Source organism: Ramlibacter sp. (assembly GCF_035655895.1).
GTDB lineage: Bacteria > Pseudomonadota > Gammaproteobacteria > Burkholderiales > Burkholderiaceae_C > Ramlibacter.
The window spans coordinates 151,588-169,044 of record NZ_DASRTN010000007.1 but is presented as its reverse complement, the minus strand read 5'-3'; the positions used below and the strand labels follow the sequence as shown (position 1 = coordinate 169,044).

Below are 17,457 nucleotides of genomic sequence, written 5' to 3'. Positions count from 1 at the left end.
CATCCAGCACCTGGCCGGCATGAAGGACTCCAAGGTGATCGTGGCGATCAACAAGGACCCCGAGGCCCCCATCTTCAGCGTGGCCGACTACGGCCTGGAGGCCGACCTGTTCCAGGCCGTGCCGGAACTGGTCAAGGCGCTCTGAGCCTCGCGCTATCCAACAACGACAAAAGGAGACATCCATGCAACGCCGTCATTTCACCGCCGCCCTGGCCGCCAGCGTCGCCGCGCCCCTGGTGCGCGCGCAGGCCTGGCCCGCGCGCCCGATCCGGGTGCTGGTGGGCTATCCGCCCGGCGGCTTCACCGACGTCACGGCCCGGCTGGTCTGCGACAAGCTGCAGGCGCGGCTGGGGCAGCCGGTGATCGTGGACAACAAGCCGGGCGCCAACGGCATCGTGGCCGTCGACACCCTGGCGAAGGCGGCGCCCGACGGCCAGACCTTCGCCGTGGTGATCGCGGCGCATGCCGCCAACACCACGCTGTACAAGAAGCTGCCGTACGACCCGGTCAAGGACCTGGCGCCGGTGTCGCTGATCGGCCTGTCGCCGCTGGTGCTGGCCGTCAACAACGAAGCGCCGTACAGGAACGCCCGGGAGCTGGTGGCATATGCCAAGGCCAACCCGGGCAAGATCAGCTACGGCTCGAGCGGCAACGGCTCCGCCGTCCACCTGTCGACCGAGCTGCTCAAGTCGCTCACCGGCACGCACATGGTCCACATCCCGTACCGCGGGTCCGCCGCGGCGCTGACCGACCTGCTGGGGGGCCAGATCCAGCTGTTCGGCGACGCCGCGCAGGGCCTCATCAGCCCCGGCAAGGCCGGCAAGGTCCGCCTGGTCGGCGTCGCCAGCGACAAGCGGCTGCCGGCGCTGCCGGACGTGCCCACCTTCGAGGAGCAGGGCGTCACCGGTTTCGTTGCCAGCACCTGGGCCGGGGTGCTGGCCCCGGCCGGCACGCCCGCGCCGATCGTCAAGCGCGTCGCGGACGAGATCGCCACCATCGTGCGCCAGGACGATGTCCGCGCGCGCCTGGAGGCGATGGGCACCATCCCGGCGGGCAGCGGCCCGGCCGATTTCGGCAAGTTCATCGCGGACGAAACCGCCAAGTGGGGCAAGGTGATCCGCGAAGCCAAGGTGACGCTCGACTGAGCGCGCCAACCAAGGAGAAAACAAGCATGGCCAAGACCAAAGCCGCGTTCCAGTGGGACGACCCGTTGCTGCTGGAGCAGCAGCTGACCGACGACGAGCGCGCGGTGCGCGAGGCGGCGCACGCGTACTGCCAGGAGAAGCTGGCCCCGCGCGTGGTGCAGGCGTTCCGCGAGGAGACGACCGACACCGCGATCTTCCGCGAGATGGGCGAGCTGGGCTTCCTCGGCCCGACGATCCCGGAGCAGTACGGCGGCGCCGGGCTGAACTACGTGTGCTACGGCCTCGTGGCGCGCGAGGTCGAGCGGGTCGACTCGGGCTACCGCTCGATGATGAGCGTGCAGTCGTCGCTGGTGATGGTGCCGATCTACGAATTCGGCAACGAGGCGACCCGGCAGAAGTACCTGCCCAAGCTGGCCACCGGCGAGTGGATCGGCTGCTTCGGCCTCACCGAGCCGAACCACGGCTCGGACCCCGCCAGCATGATCACCCGCGCCCGCAAGGTGGACGGCGGCTACCGGCTGACCGGCAGCAAGATGTGGATCTCCAACTCGCCGTTCGCCGACGTGTTCGTGGTGTGGGCCAAGGACGACGAGGGCTCGATCCGCGGCTTCGTGCTGGAGAAGGGCTGGAAGGGGCTGTCGGCGCCCAAGATCCAAGGCAAGGTGGGCCTGCGCGCGTCGACCACCGGCGAGATCGTGATGGACGAGGTGTTCTGCCCCGAGGAGAACGCGTTCCCCGAAGTGCGTGGCCTCAAGGGCCCGTTCACCTGCCTGAACTCGGCCCGCTACGGCATCGCCTGGGGCGCCCTGGGCGCGGCCGAGGACTGCTGGTTCCGCGCGCGCCAGTACGTGCTGGACCGCAAGCAGTTCGGCAAGCCGCTGGCGGCCAACCAGCTGGTGCAGAAGAAGCTGGCCGACATGCAGACCGAGATCACGCTGGGCCTGCAGGGTTGCCTGCGCCTCGGGCGGATGAAGGACGAGGGCACGGCCGCGGTGGAGATCACCTCGATCATGAAGCGCAACTCCTGCGGCAAGGCGCTGGACATCGCCCGGCTGGCCCGCGACATGATGGGCGGCAACGGCATCAGCGACGAGTTCGGCGTGGCGCGCCACATGGTCAACCTCGAGGTCGTCAACACCTACGAGGGCACGCACGACATCCACGCCCTGATCCTGGGCCGCGCCCAGACCGGCATCGCGGCGTTCTGAGCGGCGAGCGCGGACCGGCCAGGCGCAGGCCGTCCGCGCGCCGCACCACGGGCGGCATCCGGATGCCGCGCCGTTGCTCGACGGTTGACCGGGCCGGCCGCCTCCTCGCTTTCACCAAGTCCGCCGGCCGGGCGTCTGGGCAGAATGGCCCGACAACGATCCGGAGACAACCGATGAATGCATTCCGCCTGCTCCCGGTGCTGGCCGCAGCCGCACTGGGCCTTGCATCCCTGGGCGCCGCGGCGCAGGCCGCCTGGCCCACCAGGCCGCTGCGCATCGTCGTCACCTTCCCGCCGGGCGGCGCCCCCGACACGCTGGCGCGCATCCTGGCGGAGAAGTGGGGCGCGCTCGGGCAGCCGGTCACGGTCGACAACAAGCCCGGCGCCGGCGGCAACATTGGCGCCGACTTCGTGGCCAAGAGCCCGCCGGACGGCGCGACGCTGGTGGTGGGGACCGTGGGCACGCACGCCATCAACGCGTCGCTCTACCCGAACCTGCCCTACCACCCGCAGAAGGACTTCACGCCGATCGGCTTCCTGGCGTCCACCCCGAACCTGCTGGTGGTCAACAACACGGTCCCCGCGCGCAGCGTGGCCGAGCTGGTCGAGCTGGCGAAGAAGACGCCCCTGACCTTCGGCTCGAGCGGCAGCGGCACCTCGATCCACCTGTCCGGCGAGCTGTTCAACACGATGGCCGGCGTGAAGATGCAGCACATCCCGTACAAGGGGCGCGCCCAGGCCATCCCCGACCTGCTGGGCGGGCGCATCACGATGATCTTCGACAACATGCCTTCGGCGCTGCCGCTGGTGAAATCGGGCGAGCTGCGGGCCGTCGCGGTCACCAGCGCCAACCGTTCGCCGGCCGCACCGCAGATCCCGACCGTCGCCGAGTCGGGCCTGCCCGGATTCGAGGCGACGTCCTGGTTCGCGCTGTTCGCGCCGGCTGGCCTGCCGCGCGAGGTGCAGACGAAGATCAATGCGGAGCTGGCCAGGGTGCTGGCCATGCCGGACGTGAAGGAGAAGCTGGCGACCCTGGGCCTCGATCCCGCGCCGGGCACGCCGGACCAGCTGGCCACGCTGGTCCAGTCCGAGATCACCAAGTGGGCGAAGGTGGTCAAGGAGTCGGGCGCCAAGCCCGACTGACACGGCGACGACCCCTTGTCCCAGTGGGGCACGGGTGCAAGGCAGGTGGAGACAATGCGCCGCGAAGGTGCCCGATTGCCGATGCCTGCCATGCCGTTCCCACCTTGCCACCGGTGCGTGCTCCCGGACGGACCGCGTCCATGAACGTGGTCAACGTCCTGGGCACGCCGCTGGTGCCGTGTTCCTACGATCCGCTGACCGGGTTCTTCCGGGACGGCTGCTGCCAGACCGACGACCAGGATCACGGCACGCACGTGGTCTGTGCGCGCGTCACGCGGGAGTTCCTGGCGTTCTCGCTGGGGCAGGGCAATGACCTGGTCACCCCGCGCCCCGAGTTCCGCTTCCGGGGCCTGAAGCCGGGCGACCGCTGGTGCCTGTGTGCCCTGCGCTGGCGGCAGGCACTCGAGGCCGGCGTGGCGCCGCCCGTCGTGCTGGAGAGCACGCACGCCAAGGCGCTGGAGTTCGTCGCACTGGAGGACTTGCGCCGGCACGCGTGGCAGCCGGGCGGCCGGATCGCCTGAGGCGACGCCTCGACACGGGGTCCGGCGAGCGCCCGGGGTGCCGCCGCCGTCGGCGACATGGCTGGAAGCCCGCCCTCAGGCCGCTGCTTCCAGGCCGTTGCGGAAGTGTTCCTGCATCCGCAGCGTGGCGGCGGCCGCATCGCGCGCCAGCAGCGCCTGCAGGACCAGCCGGTGCTCGGCCAGGCTCTCCTCGATGCGGCCCGACTTGAGCAGCGAGTGATGGCGGTTGAGCTTCATCACCTTGCGCAGGTCGGCCACCATCTGGTTGCGCCAGCGGTTGCCGGCGACTTCCAGCAGCCGCATGTGGAAGCGTTCGTTGATGGTGAAGAAGCGGTCGCGCTGGCGGACGGCAGCTTCCAGGTCGTCGTGGATCGCCTGGAGTTCGCGCAGCTCGGCGTCGCTGGCCTTCGACGCCACGACCCCCGCGGCGTCGCTCTCCAGCAGCGAGAGCAGGTGGTAGACCTCGGCCAGGTCCTGCTCCGACACTTCGGTGACGTACGCCCCGCGGCGCACCTTCATCGTCACCAGGCCCTCGGCGGCCAGCACCTTGAGCGCCTCCCGCAGCGGCGTGCGGCTGATGCCGTATTCCTGCGCGAGCTTCACCTCGTCGATCCAGCTGCCCGGTTCCAGCTCGCGCCGGAAGATCCGCTGGCGCAGCAGCTCCGCCACCTCTTCATAGAGGGCACGGGGGGCGAGCGAGACGGCGGACATGGCGGGCGATTCTAGGGGTCGCGGCATTCTGCATCAATAATTATGAATACGATAAGATGCCGCACCTCCGGAAGAACCTCATGCCTGACACTCCCGAATTCCCGGCGGCGAGCCTCGAGGACTGGATCCGAGCCGCTGCCAAGTCCGCGCCCGGCGGCCAGGTCGACGCACTGAACTGGGTGACGCCGGACGGCATCGCCGTCAAGCCGCTGTACACCGCCGCCGACCTGCAGGGTCTGCCTCACACCGACACCCTGCCGGGATTCGAGCCCTACGTGCGCGGGCCCCAGGCCACGATGTATGCGGTGCGCCCCTGGACCATCCGCCAGTACGCGGGCTTCTCGACCGCGCAGGAGTCAAACGCGTTCTATCGCAAGGCACTGGCCGCGGGCGGACAGGGCGTCTCCGTGGCGTTCGACCTCGCCACCCACCGCGGCTACGACAGCGACCACCCGCGCGTGACCGGCGACGTCGGCAAGGCCGGCGTGGCGATCGACTCGGTGGAAGACATGAAGATCCTGTTCGACGGCATTCCGCTCGACAAGGTCAGCGTGTCCATGACCATGAACGGCGCCGTGCTGCCGGTGCTGGCGGGCTATGTGGTGGCAGCGGAAGAGCAGGGCGTGCGGCAGGACCAGCTGTCGGGGACCATCCAGAACGACATCCTCAAGGAGTTCATGGTCCGCAACACGTACATCTACCCGCCCCAGCCGAGCATGCGGATCATCGGCGACATCATCGAGTACACGGCCCGGAACATGCCGAAGTTCAACTCGATCTCGATCTCGGGCTACCACATGCAGGAGGCCGGCGCGAACCAGGCGCTGGAGCTGGCCTTCACGCTGGCCGACGGCAAGGAATACGTCAAGACGGCGCTGGCCAAGGGACTGAGCGTCGACGACTTCGCAGGCCGGCTGTCGTTCTTCTGGGCGATCGGGATGAACTTCTATCTCGAGATCGCCAAGATGCGCGCCGCGCGCCTGCTCTGGTGCCGGATCATGAAGGGCTTCGGCGCCAGGAGCGCCAAGAGCCTGATGTTGCGCACGCACTGCCAGACCTCGGGCTGGTCGCTCACCGAGCAGGACCCGTACAACAACGTGGTGCGCACCACGATCGAGGCGATGGCCGCGGTGTTCGGCGGCACGCAGTCGCTGCACACCAACAGCTTCGACGAGGCGATCGCGCTGCCCTCGGAATTTTCTTCGCGCATCGCGCGCAACACCCAGCTGATCATCCAGGAAGAGACCCACATCCCGAACGTGATCGATCCCTGGGCCGGCAGCTACATGATGGAGAAGCTGACCCAGGACATGGCCGACGCGGCCTGGGCCATCCTGGAGGAGGTCGAGGCCATGGGTGGCATGACCCGCGCGGTCGACTCCGGCTGGGCCAAGCTCAAGATCGAAGCGGCCGCGGCGGAGAAGCAGGCCCGCATCGATTCGGGCAAGGACGTGATCGTCGGCGTCAACAAATACCGGCTGGGCAAGGAGGATCCCGTGGAGATCCTCGAGGTGGACAACCACCGCGTGCGCGAGCAGCAGGTGGCGCGGCTGCAGCAGATCCGTGCGTCGCGCGACGACGCGAAGGTCCAGGCCGCGCTGGACGCGCTGACCGCGGCCGCCGAGCGGGGCGACGGCAACCTGCTGGACCTGAGCATCCTGGCCGTCCGGGCGCGCGCCACCGTCGGCGAGGTGTCCGACGCGCTGGAGAAGGTGTTCGGGCGGCATCGAGCCGACACGCAGAAGGTGACCGGCGTGTACGCCGCAGCCTACGACTCGGCCGAGGGCTGGGACAAGCTCAAGGGCGAGATCGCCGCGTTCGCCGAGCAGCAGGGCCGCCGCCCGCGGGTGATGATCGCCAAGCTGGGCCAGGACGGCCACGACCGCGGGGCCAAGGTGGTGGCCACGGCCTACGCCGACCTCGGGTTCGACGTCGACATGGGGCCGCTGTTCCAGACGCCCGAGGAATGTGCGCGCCAGGCCATCGAGAACGACGTGCATGCCGTCGGCGTCTCGACGCTGGCGGCCGGCCACAAGACGCTGGTGCCGGCGATCATCGCGGAGCTGCGCAAGCAGGGCGCCGACGACATCATCGTGTTCGTCGGCGGGGTCATCCCGCAACAGGACTACGCGTTCCTCTACGACGCCGGCGTGAAGGGCATCTACGGCCCCGGCACGCCGATCCCCGCCAGCGCCAAGGACGTGCTGGAACAGATCCGCAAGGCGCAGGGCTGATGGCCCACGCGCTGGCCGAGCAGGTGTTGCACGGCGCCGCCGTGCCGCAGCGCCGCGCCATCGCCAAGTCCATCACCCTGCTCGAGTCCACCCGGCCCGACCACCGCGCACAGGGCGACCAGCTGCTGACGCAACTGCTGCCGCACACCGGCAACTCGTTCCGCCTGGGCATCTCGGGCGTGCCCGGCGTGGGCAAGAGCACCTTCATCGAGGCGCTCGGACTGTTCCTGATCGGCCAGGGCCACCGGGTGGCGGTCCTGACCATCGATCCGTCCAGCAGCGTCTCGGGCGGCTCCATCCTCGGCGACAAGACCCGGATGGAGCAGCTGTCGGTGCACGAGAAGGCCTACATCCGCCCCAGCCCGTCGGGCGGCACGCTGGGCGGGGTTGCCGAGAAGACGCGCGAAGCGATGCTGGTCTGCGAGGCGGCCGGCTACGACGTGGTGATCGTCGAGACGGTCGGCGTCGGCCAGAGCGAGACCGCGGTCGCCGGGATGACCGACATGTTCGTGCTGATGCAGCTGCCCAACGCCGGCGACGACCTGCAGGCGATCAAGAAGGGCGTGATGGAGCTGGCCGACCTGGTGGTGATCAACAAGGCGGACCTGGATGCCGACGCGGCCACCCGCGCGCAGGCCCAGATCACCAGTGCGCTGCGCCTGCTCACGCAGCAGGGACGCGACCGCGGTCGCTGGCAGCCGCAGGTGCTCCAGCTGAGCGCGCTCAAGGCGGTCGGCGTCGACGCATTCTGGGCGACGGTGTGCCGCTTTCGCGAGCTGCAGTCGGCCGACGGCCGGCTGCCGGCACGCCGGCGGCAGCAGGCCCTGGCATGGATGTGGGAGCGCATCGAGGCCGGGCTGAAGCAGGCCTTCCGCCAGGATCCCGCGGTGCGCGACCTGCTGCCCGAGCTGACCGGCGCGGTGGAGGCGGGACGCCTTCCCGCGTCCACCGCCGCGCGGCGGCTCCTGGGCGCGTTCCGCCCGGACGGGGCCGTCGCGGCCGGAGGCGGCGCAGCCGGCCCTGAGACCTGACAGAACAGAACACGGAGAACGACAGCATGCAAGACATCCTCGACCAGCTCGAACGCAAGCGCGCTGCGGCGCGCCTGGGCGGCGGCCAGAAGCGCATCGACGCGCAGCACAAGAAGGGCAAGCTCACGGCGCGGGAGCGCCTGGAGCTGCTGCTCGACGAGGGCACGTTCGAGGAATGGGACATGTTCGTCGAGCACCGCTGCCACGACTTCGGCATGCAGGACAACAAGGTGCCGGGCGATGGCGTGGTCACCGGCTACGGCATGATCAACGGCCGCCTGGTGTTCGTCTTCAGCCAGGACTTCACCGTGTTCGGTGGTGCGCTGTCCGAGGCCCATGCGGAGAAGATCTGCAAGGTGATGGACCAGGCGATGAAGGTCGGCGCCCCGGTGATCGGCCTCAACGATTCGGGCGGCGCGCGCATCCAGGAGGGCGTGGCGTCGCTGGGCGGCTACGCGGACGTGTTCCAGAAGAACGTGCTGGCCTCGGGCGTGATCCCGCAGATCAGCATGATCATGGGGCCGTGTGCGGGTGGGGCGGTGTACTCGCCGGCCATGACCGACTTCATCTTCATGGTCAAGGACAGCTCGTACATGTTCGTGACCGGCCCGGACGTGGTCAAGACCGTGACCCACGAGGAGGTCACGGCCGAGGAGCTGGGCGGTGCCGGCACCCACACCACCCGCAGCGGCGTGGCCGACCTTGCCTTCGAGAACGACGTCGAGGCGCTGATCATGCTGCGCCGCCTGTACAACTACCTGCCGCTGAACAACCGCGAGAAGCCGCCGATCCGCCCGAGCAACGATCCGGTTGACCGGATGGACTACTCGCTCGACACGCTGGTGCCGGACAACCCGAACAAGCCCTACGACATGAAGGAGCTGATCACCAAGACGGTGGACGACGGCGACTTCTTCGAGCTGCAGCCGGAGTACGCGAAGAACATCGTCATCGGCTTCGCGCGCATGGAGGGGCAGACGGTGGGGATCGTGGCCAACCAGCCCCTGGTGCTGGCGGGCTGCCTGGACATCAGGAGCTCGATCAAGGCTGCGCGCTTCGTGCGGTTCTGCGATGCGTTCAACATCCCGGTGGTCACCTTCGTCGACGTACCCGGTTTCATGCCCGGCACCAGCCAGGAATACGGCGGCATCATCAAGCACGGCGCCAAGCTGCTCTATGCCTACGCCGAGTGCACCGTGCCCAAGATCACCGTCATCACCCGCAAGGCCTACGGCGGCGCCTACGACGTGATGAGCTCCAAGCACCTGCGCGGCGACGTCAACTTCGCCTGGCCGAACGCCGAGATCGCGGTGATGGGGGCCAAGGGCGCGGTCGAGATCATCTTCCGAGAGGACAAGGGCGACCCGGCCAAGCTCGCGGCCCGCGAAGCCGAGTACAAGGCCCGCTTCGCCAACCCGTTCGTGGCCGGCGCCCGCGGCTTCATCGACGACGTGATCCTGCCCCACGAGACCCGCAAGCGCATCTGCCGCTCGCTGGTGATGCTGCGCGACAAGAAGCTCGAGAACCCGTGGCGCAAGCACGGGAACATCCCGCTGTGACCAGGGGCGGCTGGCTGCTGGCGGCCTTGCTGGTCCTGCAGGGCTGCGCGTCGCCGTCCCGCGACCGCGCGCCGTTCCCGGCGGTGGACGACGCCTTCACCGACGAGGCGGTGGTGCGCGGCGTGCAGACCACCCAGGCCCAGTGTGCCGCGACCGCCGGCGCCGTCTGGGCGCAGCCGCCCGGCGAGGCGGGCGAGTGCCTGCGGTACTGGTTCTCGGGCCTGGATGGCGAGCGCGGCCGGGCCGCGCTGTTCTTCTTTTCGGGCGACCTCCTGGTGCGAGACAGCGTGGCCAAGGGCTACGCCGGCACCACGCCGGCGGCGGTCCAGGCGACCGTGGACCGTGTGCCGGGCCGCTACGGCGTGCCGTACGTCTTCATCGGCCGCCCCGGCACCTACGGCTCCTCGGGGGACCACAAGCAGCGCCGGCGGGTGGCCGAAGGCCGCCTCGTGTCGGCGGCCATCGACGAGATCAAGCGGCGCCACGCCATCGGGGACATCGCCGTTGCTGGGCTGAGCGGCGGCGGACATGTGGTCGCGTCGCTGCTCGGCGACCGGTCGGACATCGTGTGCGCGGTGCCGACCTCGGCGGTGGCCTCGCCCCGTCGCCGGGTTGCCGCCCGCGGCTGGACGATCGACGCGACGGGCTACGCGGATTCGTACGAGCCGGCGGAGCACCTCGAGGCGCGCCGGATGCACCCGGCGTTGCGCGTGTTCGTGCTCGGCGATCCGCAGGACAGCAACGTTCCCTGGCCGGTCCAGACCTTCCTGGCCGACCAGTTGCGTGCCGCGCGCGTGCCGGCCGAAGTGCTCCAGGCCGAGGGCCTCGGGCCCGAACGGCACTTCATCCTGCAGTCCGCCCTGCTGGTGGGCGCGATGTGCCTGCAGGGCAAGACCACCGACGAGATCCGCCAGCGGGCGGCCCAGGGCCTGAAAGGCTGACCACCATGTTCGACAAGATCCTGATTGCCAATCGCGGCGAGATCGCCTGCCGCGTCATCAAGACCGCCCGCAAGATGGGCATCAAGACGGTCGCCGTCTACTCCGACGCCGACCGCGACGCTCGCCACGTGCAGCTGGCCGACGAGGCCGTGCACATCGGCGCCGCGCCCAGCCGCGAGAGCTACCTGCAGGCCGACCGCATCATCGAGGCGTGCAGGCAGACCGGGGCGCAGGCAGTGCACCCGGGCTACGGCTTCCTGTCCGAGAACGAGGACTTCGCCCGCAGGGTGGAGGAAGAGGGCATCACCTTCATCGGGCCCAAGCACCACTCGATCGCGGCGATGGGCGACAAGATCGCCTCCAAGAAGCTGGCCAACGAGGCGCGGGTCAACACCATCCCGGGCTGGAACGATGCCATCGAGACCGCCGAGCGGGCCGTGGAAATCGCCCGAGGCGTCGGCTATCCGGTGATGATCAAGGCCTCGGCGGGTGGCGGCGGCAAGGGCCTGCGCGTGGCCTGGAACGACAAGGAAGCCCTGGAAGGCTTCACGTCCTGCCGCAACGAGGCCCGCAACAGCTTCGGCGACGACCGGGTCTTCATCGAGAAGTTCGTCGAGGAGCCGCGCCACATCGAAATCCAGGTGCTGGGCGATGCGCACGGCAACGTGATCTATCTGAACGAGCGCGAATGCTCGATCCAGCGGCGTCACCAGAAGGTGATCGAGGAGGCGCCGTCGCCGTTCATCAGCGATGCGACGCGCAAGGCGATGGGCGAGCAGGCCGTCGCCCTGGCCAGGGCGGTGAACTACCAGAGCGCGGGAACGGTGGAGTTCGTCGTCGGCAAGGACCAGAGCTTCTACTTCCTGGAGATGAACACGCGGCTGCAGGTGGAGCATCCGGTGACCGAGTGCATCACGGGCCTGGACCTGGTGGAGCTGATGATCCGCGTGGCCGCCGGGGAGAAGCTGCCGCTCGCGCAGGACGACGTCAAGCGCGAAGGCTGGGCCATCGAGTGCCGCATCAATGCGGAGGACCCGTTCCGCAATTTCCTGCCGTCCACCGGGCGGCTCGTGCGCTTCCAGCCGCCCAGGGAGAGCATGTGGGCCGCCGACACGGCGCACCTGCACGGCGTGCGGGTCGACACCGGCGTCACGGAAGGCGGCGAGATCCCGATGTACTACGACTCGATGATCGCCAAGCTGATCGTGCACGGAACCGACCGCCGCGACGCGATCGCCAAGATGCGCGAGGCGCTCAACGGGTTCGTGGTCCGCGGGATCTCCAGCAACGTGCCGTTCCAGGCCGCGCTGCTGGCGCATCCGAAGTTCGTCGACGGCCAGTTCAACACCGGCTTCATCGCCGAGCACTACGCCAAGGGTTTCCGTGCCGAGGACGTGGCGCACGAGGACCCGGACTTCCTGGTGGCCCTGGCGGCATACGTGAACCGGCGGGCCTTGCAGCGCTCGGCGGGAATCAGCGGACAGATGCGCGGCCACGAGTTCCGCGTCGGCGAGGAGTTCGTGGTGGTCAAGCTGGGCGAGGGCGGCCGGCACGAACGCCAGCCCGCGCGCGTGTCGGATTTCCAGGCCGTGTCGGGCTCCAGCGTGGTGGAAACCGGCGGGCGGCGCTACGAGATCTGCAGCCAGTGGCATCTGGGCGCCTCGCGCATCCGCGGCACGGTCGGCGGCCGGCCCTTCACCGCGCAGGTGGAGCGCGGCGTCGGCAGGAACCCGCTGGCGGTCGCCATCAGCCATGACGGCACGCGGCTGGCCGCCCTGGTGTTGACGCCGCGCAGCGCCGAGCTCCACGCGCTGATGCCGTACAAGGCGCCGCCCGACATGAGCCGCTTCGTGCTCTCCCCCATGCCGGGCCTGCTGGTCGACGTGGCCGTGCAGCCGGGCCAGAAGGTGCAGGCGGGCGAGCGCGTGGCCGTGATCGAAGCCATGAAGATGGAGAACGTGCTGTTCGCCGCCGCCGACGGGGTGGTGAGCAAGGTGCTGGCAGCCAAGGGCGAGTCGCTCGCGGTGGACCAGCCGATCATCGAGTTCGGCTGAGCCGCATGCAGCGCCGCGACCTGCTCGCCTCCGCAGCCGCGCTGGCCGCCCTGAGCGGATGTGCATCGCCGCGGACCAGCGATGCGCCGTTGCGACGCATCGGATTCGGCTCCTGCATGGACCAGAACCGGCCGCAGCCGGTGTGGGATGCCGTGCTCGCCGTGCGCCCGGACCTGTTCCTGTTCGGCGGGGACAACGTCTACGTCGACGCGCCGCCCTCAGCGCAGGCCTTCCGGCGTGCGTATGCCCAGGCAGCCGAACTGCCCGGCCTGTCCCGCGTGCGCGCCGCCATCCCCCACCTGGCGATCTGGGACGACCACGACTTCGGCCTGAACGACGGCGGCGCCGAGTTTCCCCTGCGGCAGCTGGCCAAGGATGAATTCCTCGCGTTCTGGAAGGTGCCGGCCGACGATCCGCGGCGGCGCCGCGAGGGCCTGTACCACGCGCAGGTGTTCGGTCCGCCGGGGCGCCGGGTGCAGGGCATCCTGCTCGACGACCGCTGGTTCCGCTCGCCCTGGCGCCCGACCGACCGGCGCGACGCGCCCGGCCGCGAGCGCTACCTGCCGGACCCCGATCCCGACAAGACGCTGCTCGGCCCGCTGCAGTGGCAGTGGCTGGAGGCACAGCTGCGCGAGCCGGCGCAGGTGCGGCTGGTGCTGTCGGGCATCCAGGTGCTGGCCGAGGGCCACGGCTGGGAGCGCTGGGGCAACTTCCCGCTGGAGCGCGAACGCCTGGTGCGCCTCGTCGCCGACACGCGGGCCGGCGGCGTCGTCCTGCTCTCCGGCGACCGGCATTTCGGCGCGGTCTATCGCCGCACCGACGGCGTCGCCTACCCGCTGACCGAGCTCACCGCGAGCGGCTTCACCCACACCTGGCGCGGCGTGCGCGAGGCTGGCCCGAACCGGATCGGCGAGCCGTTCACCGAGCTGCATTTCGGCCTGGTGGACATCGACTGGGACGCCCGCGCCCTGACGCTCTCGCTGGTCGACGTCCAGGGGCGCGCTGCCCGCCGCCATGCCATTCCTTTCGACGAACTGAAGATCACCCCATGAACCAGCCTGCTTCCCCCGTTGCCGCCGGGCGGCCGTTCCGTGTTCTCGGCCTGCAGCAGATCGCCATCGGCGGTCCCGACAAGCTGCGGCTGCAGAAGCTCTGGGTCGACCTGTTCGGCCTGGAGGTCACCGGGACCTACAAGAGCGACCGGGAGAACGTGGACGAGGACATCTGCGCGCTCGGCGTCGGCCCGTTCAAGGTCGAGGTCGACCTGATGCAGCCGCTGGACCCGGAGCGCAAGCCCGCCGTGCACGCCACGCCCTTGAACCACGTGGGTCTGTGGGTCGACGACCTGCGCGCCGCCGTCGCGTGGCTGCAGGGGCAGGGCGTCCGGTTCGCGCCCGGCGGCATCCGGCGCGGTGCGGCCGGGTTCGACATCTGCTTCATCCATCCCCGTGCCAGCGACGAGGCGCCGGTCGGCGGCGAGGGGGTGCTCATCGAACTGGTGCAGGCGCCGCCCGAAGTCGTGCAGGCCTTCACCGCGCTTGCGCGAGAATCGAGCCATGGACCTTTCTAGATTCCCCCGCCGCCGCTACACGCCCTTCGCAACGCCGCTCGAGTTCCTGCCGCGCTTCAGCGCCGCACTGGCCGAGTCCTGCCCCGGTGGGCAGGGCCCGAACGTCTGGATCAAGCGCGACGACATGCTGGGCCTGTTCCCCGGCGGCAACAAGACCCGCAAGCTGGAGTTCCTCGTCGCCGACGCGCTCGCCAAGGGTGCCGACACGCTGATCACCTGCGGCGCTCCGCAGTCGAACCACTGCCGCATCACGCTGGCCGCCGCCGTGAAGGAGGGCCTGAAATGCCGCTTCGTCATCGAGGAGCGGGTGCCCAACAGCTACGACACCAAGGCCAGCGGCAACAACTTCATGTTCCGCCTGATGGGCGTCGAGGCGATCACCGTGGTGCCCGGCGGCAGCAACATGGCCGCCGAGATGCAGAAGGTGGCCGATGCGCTCGCCGCCGAAGGCCGCAAGGGCTACATCATCCCGGGCGGTGGCTCCAATGCGTTGGGCGGCCTGGGCTACGTGGCTTGCGCCCAGGAGCTGCAGCAGCAGCTCTTCGAGCAGGGCCTGCGCATCGACCGCGTGGTGGTCGGCTCGGGGAGCTCGGGCACGCACGGCGGCCTGCTGGCGGGCTTCATCGGCAACAACATCCGCATCCCGATCACCGGCATCGGCGTCAGCCGCGATCCGGCTGACCAGGAGCCGCTGGTGCACAAGGAAGCCCAGGCGGTGATGGAGCTGCTGGGCCTGCCGCTCACGGTGCCCCGCGAGGCGGTGCAGAGCGTGGGCGGCTACTGGCAGCCCAAGTACTCGATCCCGAACCAGGCAATGGTGGAGGCGGTGCAGCTGCTGGCGCGCACCGAAGGCATTCCGCTGGATCCGGTCTACACCGGCAAGATCATGGCCGGTCTGATCGGCCTGGCGCGCAAGGGGTTCTTCCAGCCGGGCGAGAACGTCCTGTTCCTGCACACCGGCGGCCTGCCGTCGTTGCACGCCTACGAGGCGCAGGTCCTGGGCGACACGCCGGTCGCTGGTTGATCCCGAGACCGGGCCGTTTCGCCAGCAGGTCCGGCGGCACGGCCCGGCGCTCCGCCAGGGCTGTTGGGCGTCCACTTCGGACTTCGGCGGGGGCACGGGATGCGACGGGCCAGCGGACCGGACGGCCCGCGCCGCGCTGCTAGGTTGACGGGCTCCCCGCGCGCCGCGCGCGAGCCCGGGCCAGCGCTGCTTCGATGATGGCGCGCTTGCGCTCGGCCTCGGCCCCTTTCGCCCCGTGGGTGTGCGCGGGCAGGTCCGCCAGCTTGGCCTCGGCCTTGCGCTCCAGCCGCTGCTGCTGCTCGGTCTCCTCCCGCGCCAGCCGCAGCTGGCGGCGGCGGTAGCGGGCCAGCGCCTCGTCGGCCTGCGCCTGGCTCCACGCCTGCCAGCCCGTCCGGTCGCCGCTCACGTTGTCCAGGGAGATGCAGTCGACCGGACACACCGGGACGCACAGCTCGCACCCGGTGCAGGCCGGTTCGATCACCGTGTGCATGCGCTTGTTCGCACCCAGGATGGCGTCGGTCGGGCAGACCTTCAGGCACAGCGTACAGCCGATGCACCAGTTCTCGTCGATGACCGCCACGGTCCGCGGCGCTTCGATGCCGTGCGCGGCATCCAGCGGCAGGGTGGGCCGCTGCAGGATCGCCGCCAGTCGGACGACGCCTTCGGCCCCCCCGGGCGGGCACTGGTTGAGCTGCGCTTCGCCCGCCGCCATGGCGGTCGCGTACGACTCGCAGTCGGGATAGCCGCAGCGCGTGCACTGCGTCTGCGGCAGGGCGGCGTGCAGCCGCGCGGCCAGCGGGTTCACGCCGCGGGGGCGGCTGCCTTTTTCCGGGACGCCGCCTTGGCCGGAGCCGTGCGTGCCGCGTCGGGCACGGTCGGGCCGTCGTTGAAGCGCGCGATGAACTCGCGCACCTGCGGGTACACCGTCTCGCGCCAGCGGCGGCCGCTGAAGATGCCGTAGTGGCCGGCGCCCTTGACCTCGATGTGCTTCTGGCGCGACTTCGGCACGTTGATGCACAGGCCATGGGCGGCCTCGGTCTGGCCGGCGCCGGAGATGTCGTCGAGTTCGCCTTCCACCGTGAGGTGCGCGGTGGTCCTGATGTCCTCCGGCCGCACGCGCTCGAGCTCGCCGTCCTCGCTGATCACGTCCCAGGTGCCGTGCACCAGGGCGAACTCCTGGAACACCGTGCGGATGGTGTCGAGGTAGTAGTCGGCATCCATGTCGAGCACGGCGTTGTACTCGTCGTAGAACTTGCGGTGCGCCTCGGCGCTGGCGTCGTCGCCCGCGATCAGGTGCTTGAAGTAGTCGTAGTGGCTGGACAGGTGGCGGTCGGGGTTCATCGCCACGAAACCGGTGTGCTGCAGGAAGCCCGGGTACACGCGCCGGCCCGCGCCGGGAAAGTTGGTCGGCACGCGGTAGATGACGTTGTTCTCGAACCAGGCGTGGCTCTTGTTCGTCGCGAGGTTGTTGACGGCCGTGGGCGACTTGCGGGCATCGATCGGGCCGCCCATCATGGTCATGGTGAGAGGCGTCACCTCGCCGCGCGAGGCCATCAGGGAGACCGCGGCCAGCACCGGCACGGTGGGCTGGCAGACGCTGATCACGTGGCAGTTGCCGTAGATGCCCTGCAGGTGCCGGATGAATTCCTGCACGTAGTTGACGTAGTCGTCCAGGTGGAACTCGCCCTCCGCCAGCGGCACCATCCGCGCGTTCTTCCAGTCGGTGATGTAGACCTTGTGGTCGGCCAGCAGGCTTCGCACGGTGTCCCGCAGCAAGGTGGCGTAGTGGCCCGACAGCGGGGCCACGACGAGCACCGCGGGTTGGCTCTTGAGCTTGGCCAGCGTGTCGGGATCGTCGGAGAACCGCTTGAAGCGGCGCAGTTCGCAGAACGGCTTGTCGAGCTCGACGCCCTCGTGGATCACCACCTCGTCCCCGTCGACCTCGACGGTTTGGATGCCGAACGCCGGCTTCTCGTAGTCCTTCCAGAGCCGGTACATCAGCTCGTAGCTGGCGGAGACGCGCTGGGCCAAGGGGTTCTGGGCGAACGGCGTGAGGGGATTGCTGTACAGCTTGGCGGCGGCCTGCGCGAAATCGGCGAACGGCTCCATCAACGACCGTTGCGCCTCGTAGATCTGGTAAAGCATGCTCTGGGCCCCTGGTTGTGCGGTGCAATATAGCAGTCCCGCGGGCGGCGGCGCTCATCCATGTGTCGCGCGCGCGCCGTCAACAATCAGGCCACAGCATGCGCGTGACGGATGCCTGGATCTGACGGACTTTCCTGCGTCTTTGTGTGAGACGGGGCACCTTTGGCGGACG

Annotated in this window: 15 protein-coding genes and 1 pseudogene; 13 read left to right on the top strand and 3 right to left on the bottom strand. The window is 69.6% G+C overall.

Features of this window, described 5'->3' with window-relative positions; translation table 11 throughout:
• The 5 genes and pseudogenes from VFE82_RS09585 to VFE82_RS09565 form a co-directional block, all read left to right on the top strand.
• Nucleotides 1–145 (top strand): annotated as a pseudogene (locus tag VFE82_RS09585) (electron transfer flavoprotein subunit alpha/FixB family protein); the annotation flags it as partial.
• Nucleotides 146–182: 37 nt separating this feature from the next.
• A complete protein-coding gene (locus VFE82_RS09580; protein ID WP_325000074.1) occupies nucleotides 183–1,145 on the top strand; it encodes a tripartite tricarboxylate transporter substrate binding protein in 963 nt (320 codons plus the stop codon).
• A gap of 26 nt (nucleotides 1,146–1,171) precedes the next feature.
• Nucleotides 1,172–2,353 (top strand): acyl-CoA dehydrogenase, encoded by a 1,182-nt coding sequence (locus tag VFE82_RS09575; protein WP_325000073.1) that lies wholly within the window; start codon nucleotides 1,172–1,174, stop codon nucleotides 2,351–2,353.
• 173 nt (nucleotides 2,354–2,526) lie between these two features.
• Nucleotides 2,527–3,495 carry a tripartite tricarboxylate transporter substrate binding protein gene (locus VFE82_RS09570; protein ID WP_325000072.1) on the top strand — a complete coding sequence of 323 codons (969 nt, stop codon included), beginning with the start codon at nucleotides 2,527–2,529 and terminating at the stop codon, nucleotides 3,493–3,495.
• A 140-nt stretch (nucleotides 3,496–3,635) separates the two neighbouring features.
• On the top strand, nucleotides 3,636–4,016 hold the full coding sequence (locus VFE82_RS09565) for a DUF2237 domain-containing protein (RefSeq protein ID WP_325000071.1): 381 nt from the start codon (nucleotides 3,636–3,638) through the stop codon (nucleotides 4,014–4,016).
• A 75-nt stretch (nucleotides 4,017–4,091) separates the two neighbouring features.
• On the opposite strand, the gene VFE82_RS09560 is transcribed toward VFE82_RS09565, so the two are convergent.
• Nucleotides 4,092–4,727 (bottom strand): GntR family transcriptional regulator, encoded by a 636-nt coding sequence (locus tag VFE82_RS09560; protein ID WP_325000070.1) that lies wholly within the window; start codon nucleotides 4,725–4,727, stop codon nucleotides 4,092–4,094.
• Between the two features lie 80 nt (nucleotides 4,728–4,807).
• On the opposite strand from VFE82_RS09560, the gene scpA reads away from it, so the two are divergent.
• The 8 genes from scpA to VFE82_RS09520 are packed head-to-tail and all read left to right on the top strand — an operon-like array spanning nucleotide 4,808 to nucleotide 15,140.
• Nucleotides 4,808–6,961: a methylmalonyl-CoA mutase gene (gene scpA, locus VFE82_RS09555; protein ID WP_325000069.1), complete on the top strand. Its 2,154-nt coding sequence runs from the start codon at nucleotides 4,808–4,810 to the stop codon at nucleotides 6,959–6,961.
• The gene (gene meaB, locus VFE82_RS09550; RefSeq protein WP_325000068.1) at nucleotides 6,961–7,992 is read left to right on the top strand and encodes a methylmalonyl Co-A mutase-associated GTPase MeaB; all 1,032 of its coding nucleotides are present in this window, start codon (nucleotides 6,961–6,963) and stop codon (nucleotides 7,990–7,992) included. The genes scpA and meaB overlap by 1 nt, the downstream gene beginning before the upstream one ends.
• A gap of 26 nt (nucleotides 7,993–8,018) precedes the next feature.
• The gene (locus tag VFE82_RS09545) at nucleotides 8,019–9,551 is read left to right on the top strand and encodes an acyl-CoA carboxylase subunit beta (protein ID WP_325000067.1); all 1,533 of its coding nucleotides are present in this window, start codon (nucleotides 8,019–8,021) and stop codon (nucleotides 9,549–9,551) included.
• On the top strand, nucleotides 9,548–10,492 hold the full coding sequence (locus tag VFE82_RS09540; RefSeq protein WP_325000066.1) for a hypothetical protein: 945 nt from the start codon (nucleotides 9,548–9,550) through the stop codon (nucleotides 10,490–10,492). Before VFE82_RS09545 ends, VFE82_RS09540 begins: the two co-directional genes overlap by 4 nt.
• A 5-nt stretch (nucleotides 10,493–10,497) precedes the next feature.
• Nucleotides 10,498–12,546 (top strand): acetyl/propionyl/methylcrotonyl-CoA carboxylase subunit alpha, encoded by a 2,049-nt coding sequence (locus tag VFE82_RS09535; protein ID WP_325000065.1) that lies wholly within the window; start codon nucleotides 10,498–10,500, stop codon nucleotides 12,544–12,546.
• Nucleotides 12,547–12,551: 5 nt separating this feature from the next.
• Entirely contained in the window at nucleotides 12,552–13,598 is a 1,047-nt protein-coding gene (locus tag VFE82_RS09530) for an alkaline phosphatase D family protein (RefSeq protein ID WP_325000064.1), read from the top strand.
• Nucleotides 13,595–14,116, top strand: a complete 522-nt coding sequence (locus tag VFE82_RS09525) for a VOC family protein (protein WP_325000063.1) — start codon at nucleotides 13,595–13,597, stop codon at nucleotides 14,114–14,116. The genes VFE82_RS09530 and VFE82_RS09525 overlap by 4 nt, the downstream gene beginning before the upstream one ends.
• Nucleotides 14,103–15,140: a D-cysteine desulfhydrase gene (locus VFE82_RS09520; RefSeq protein WP_325000062.1), complete on the top strand. Its 1,038-nt coding sequence runs from the start codon at nucleotides 14,103–14,105 to the stop codon at nucleotides 15,138–15,140. The genes VFE82_RS09525 and VFE82_RS09520 overlap by 14 nt, the downstream gene beginning before the upstream one ends.
• Before the next feature lie 139 nt (nucleotides 15,141–15,279).
• Here the strand turns inward: VFE82_RS09520 and rsxB are convergent, their stop codons facing one another.
• Complete coding sequence (rsxB, locus tag VFE82_RS09515; RefSeq protein ID WP_325000061.1) at nucleotides 15,280–15,945, bottom strand: electron transport complex subunit RsxB; 666 nt, start codon at nucleotides 15,943–15,945, stop codon at nucleotides 15,280–15,282.
• The gene (locus VFE82_RS09510; protein ID WP_325000060.1) at nucleotides 15,942–17,285 is read right to left on the bottom strand and encodes a polyhydroxyalkanoate depolymerase; all 1,344 of its coding nucleotides are present in this window, start codon (nucleotides 17,283–17,285) and stop codon (nucleotides 15,942–15,944) included. Before VFE82_RS09510 ends, rsxB begins: the two co-directional genes overlap by 4 nt.
• Nucleotides 17,286–17,457: the final 172 nt, after the last annotated feature.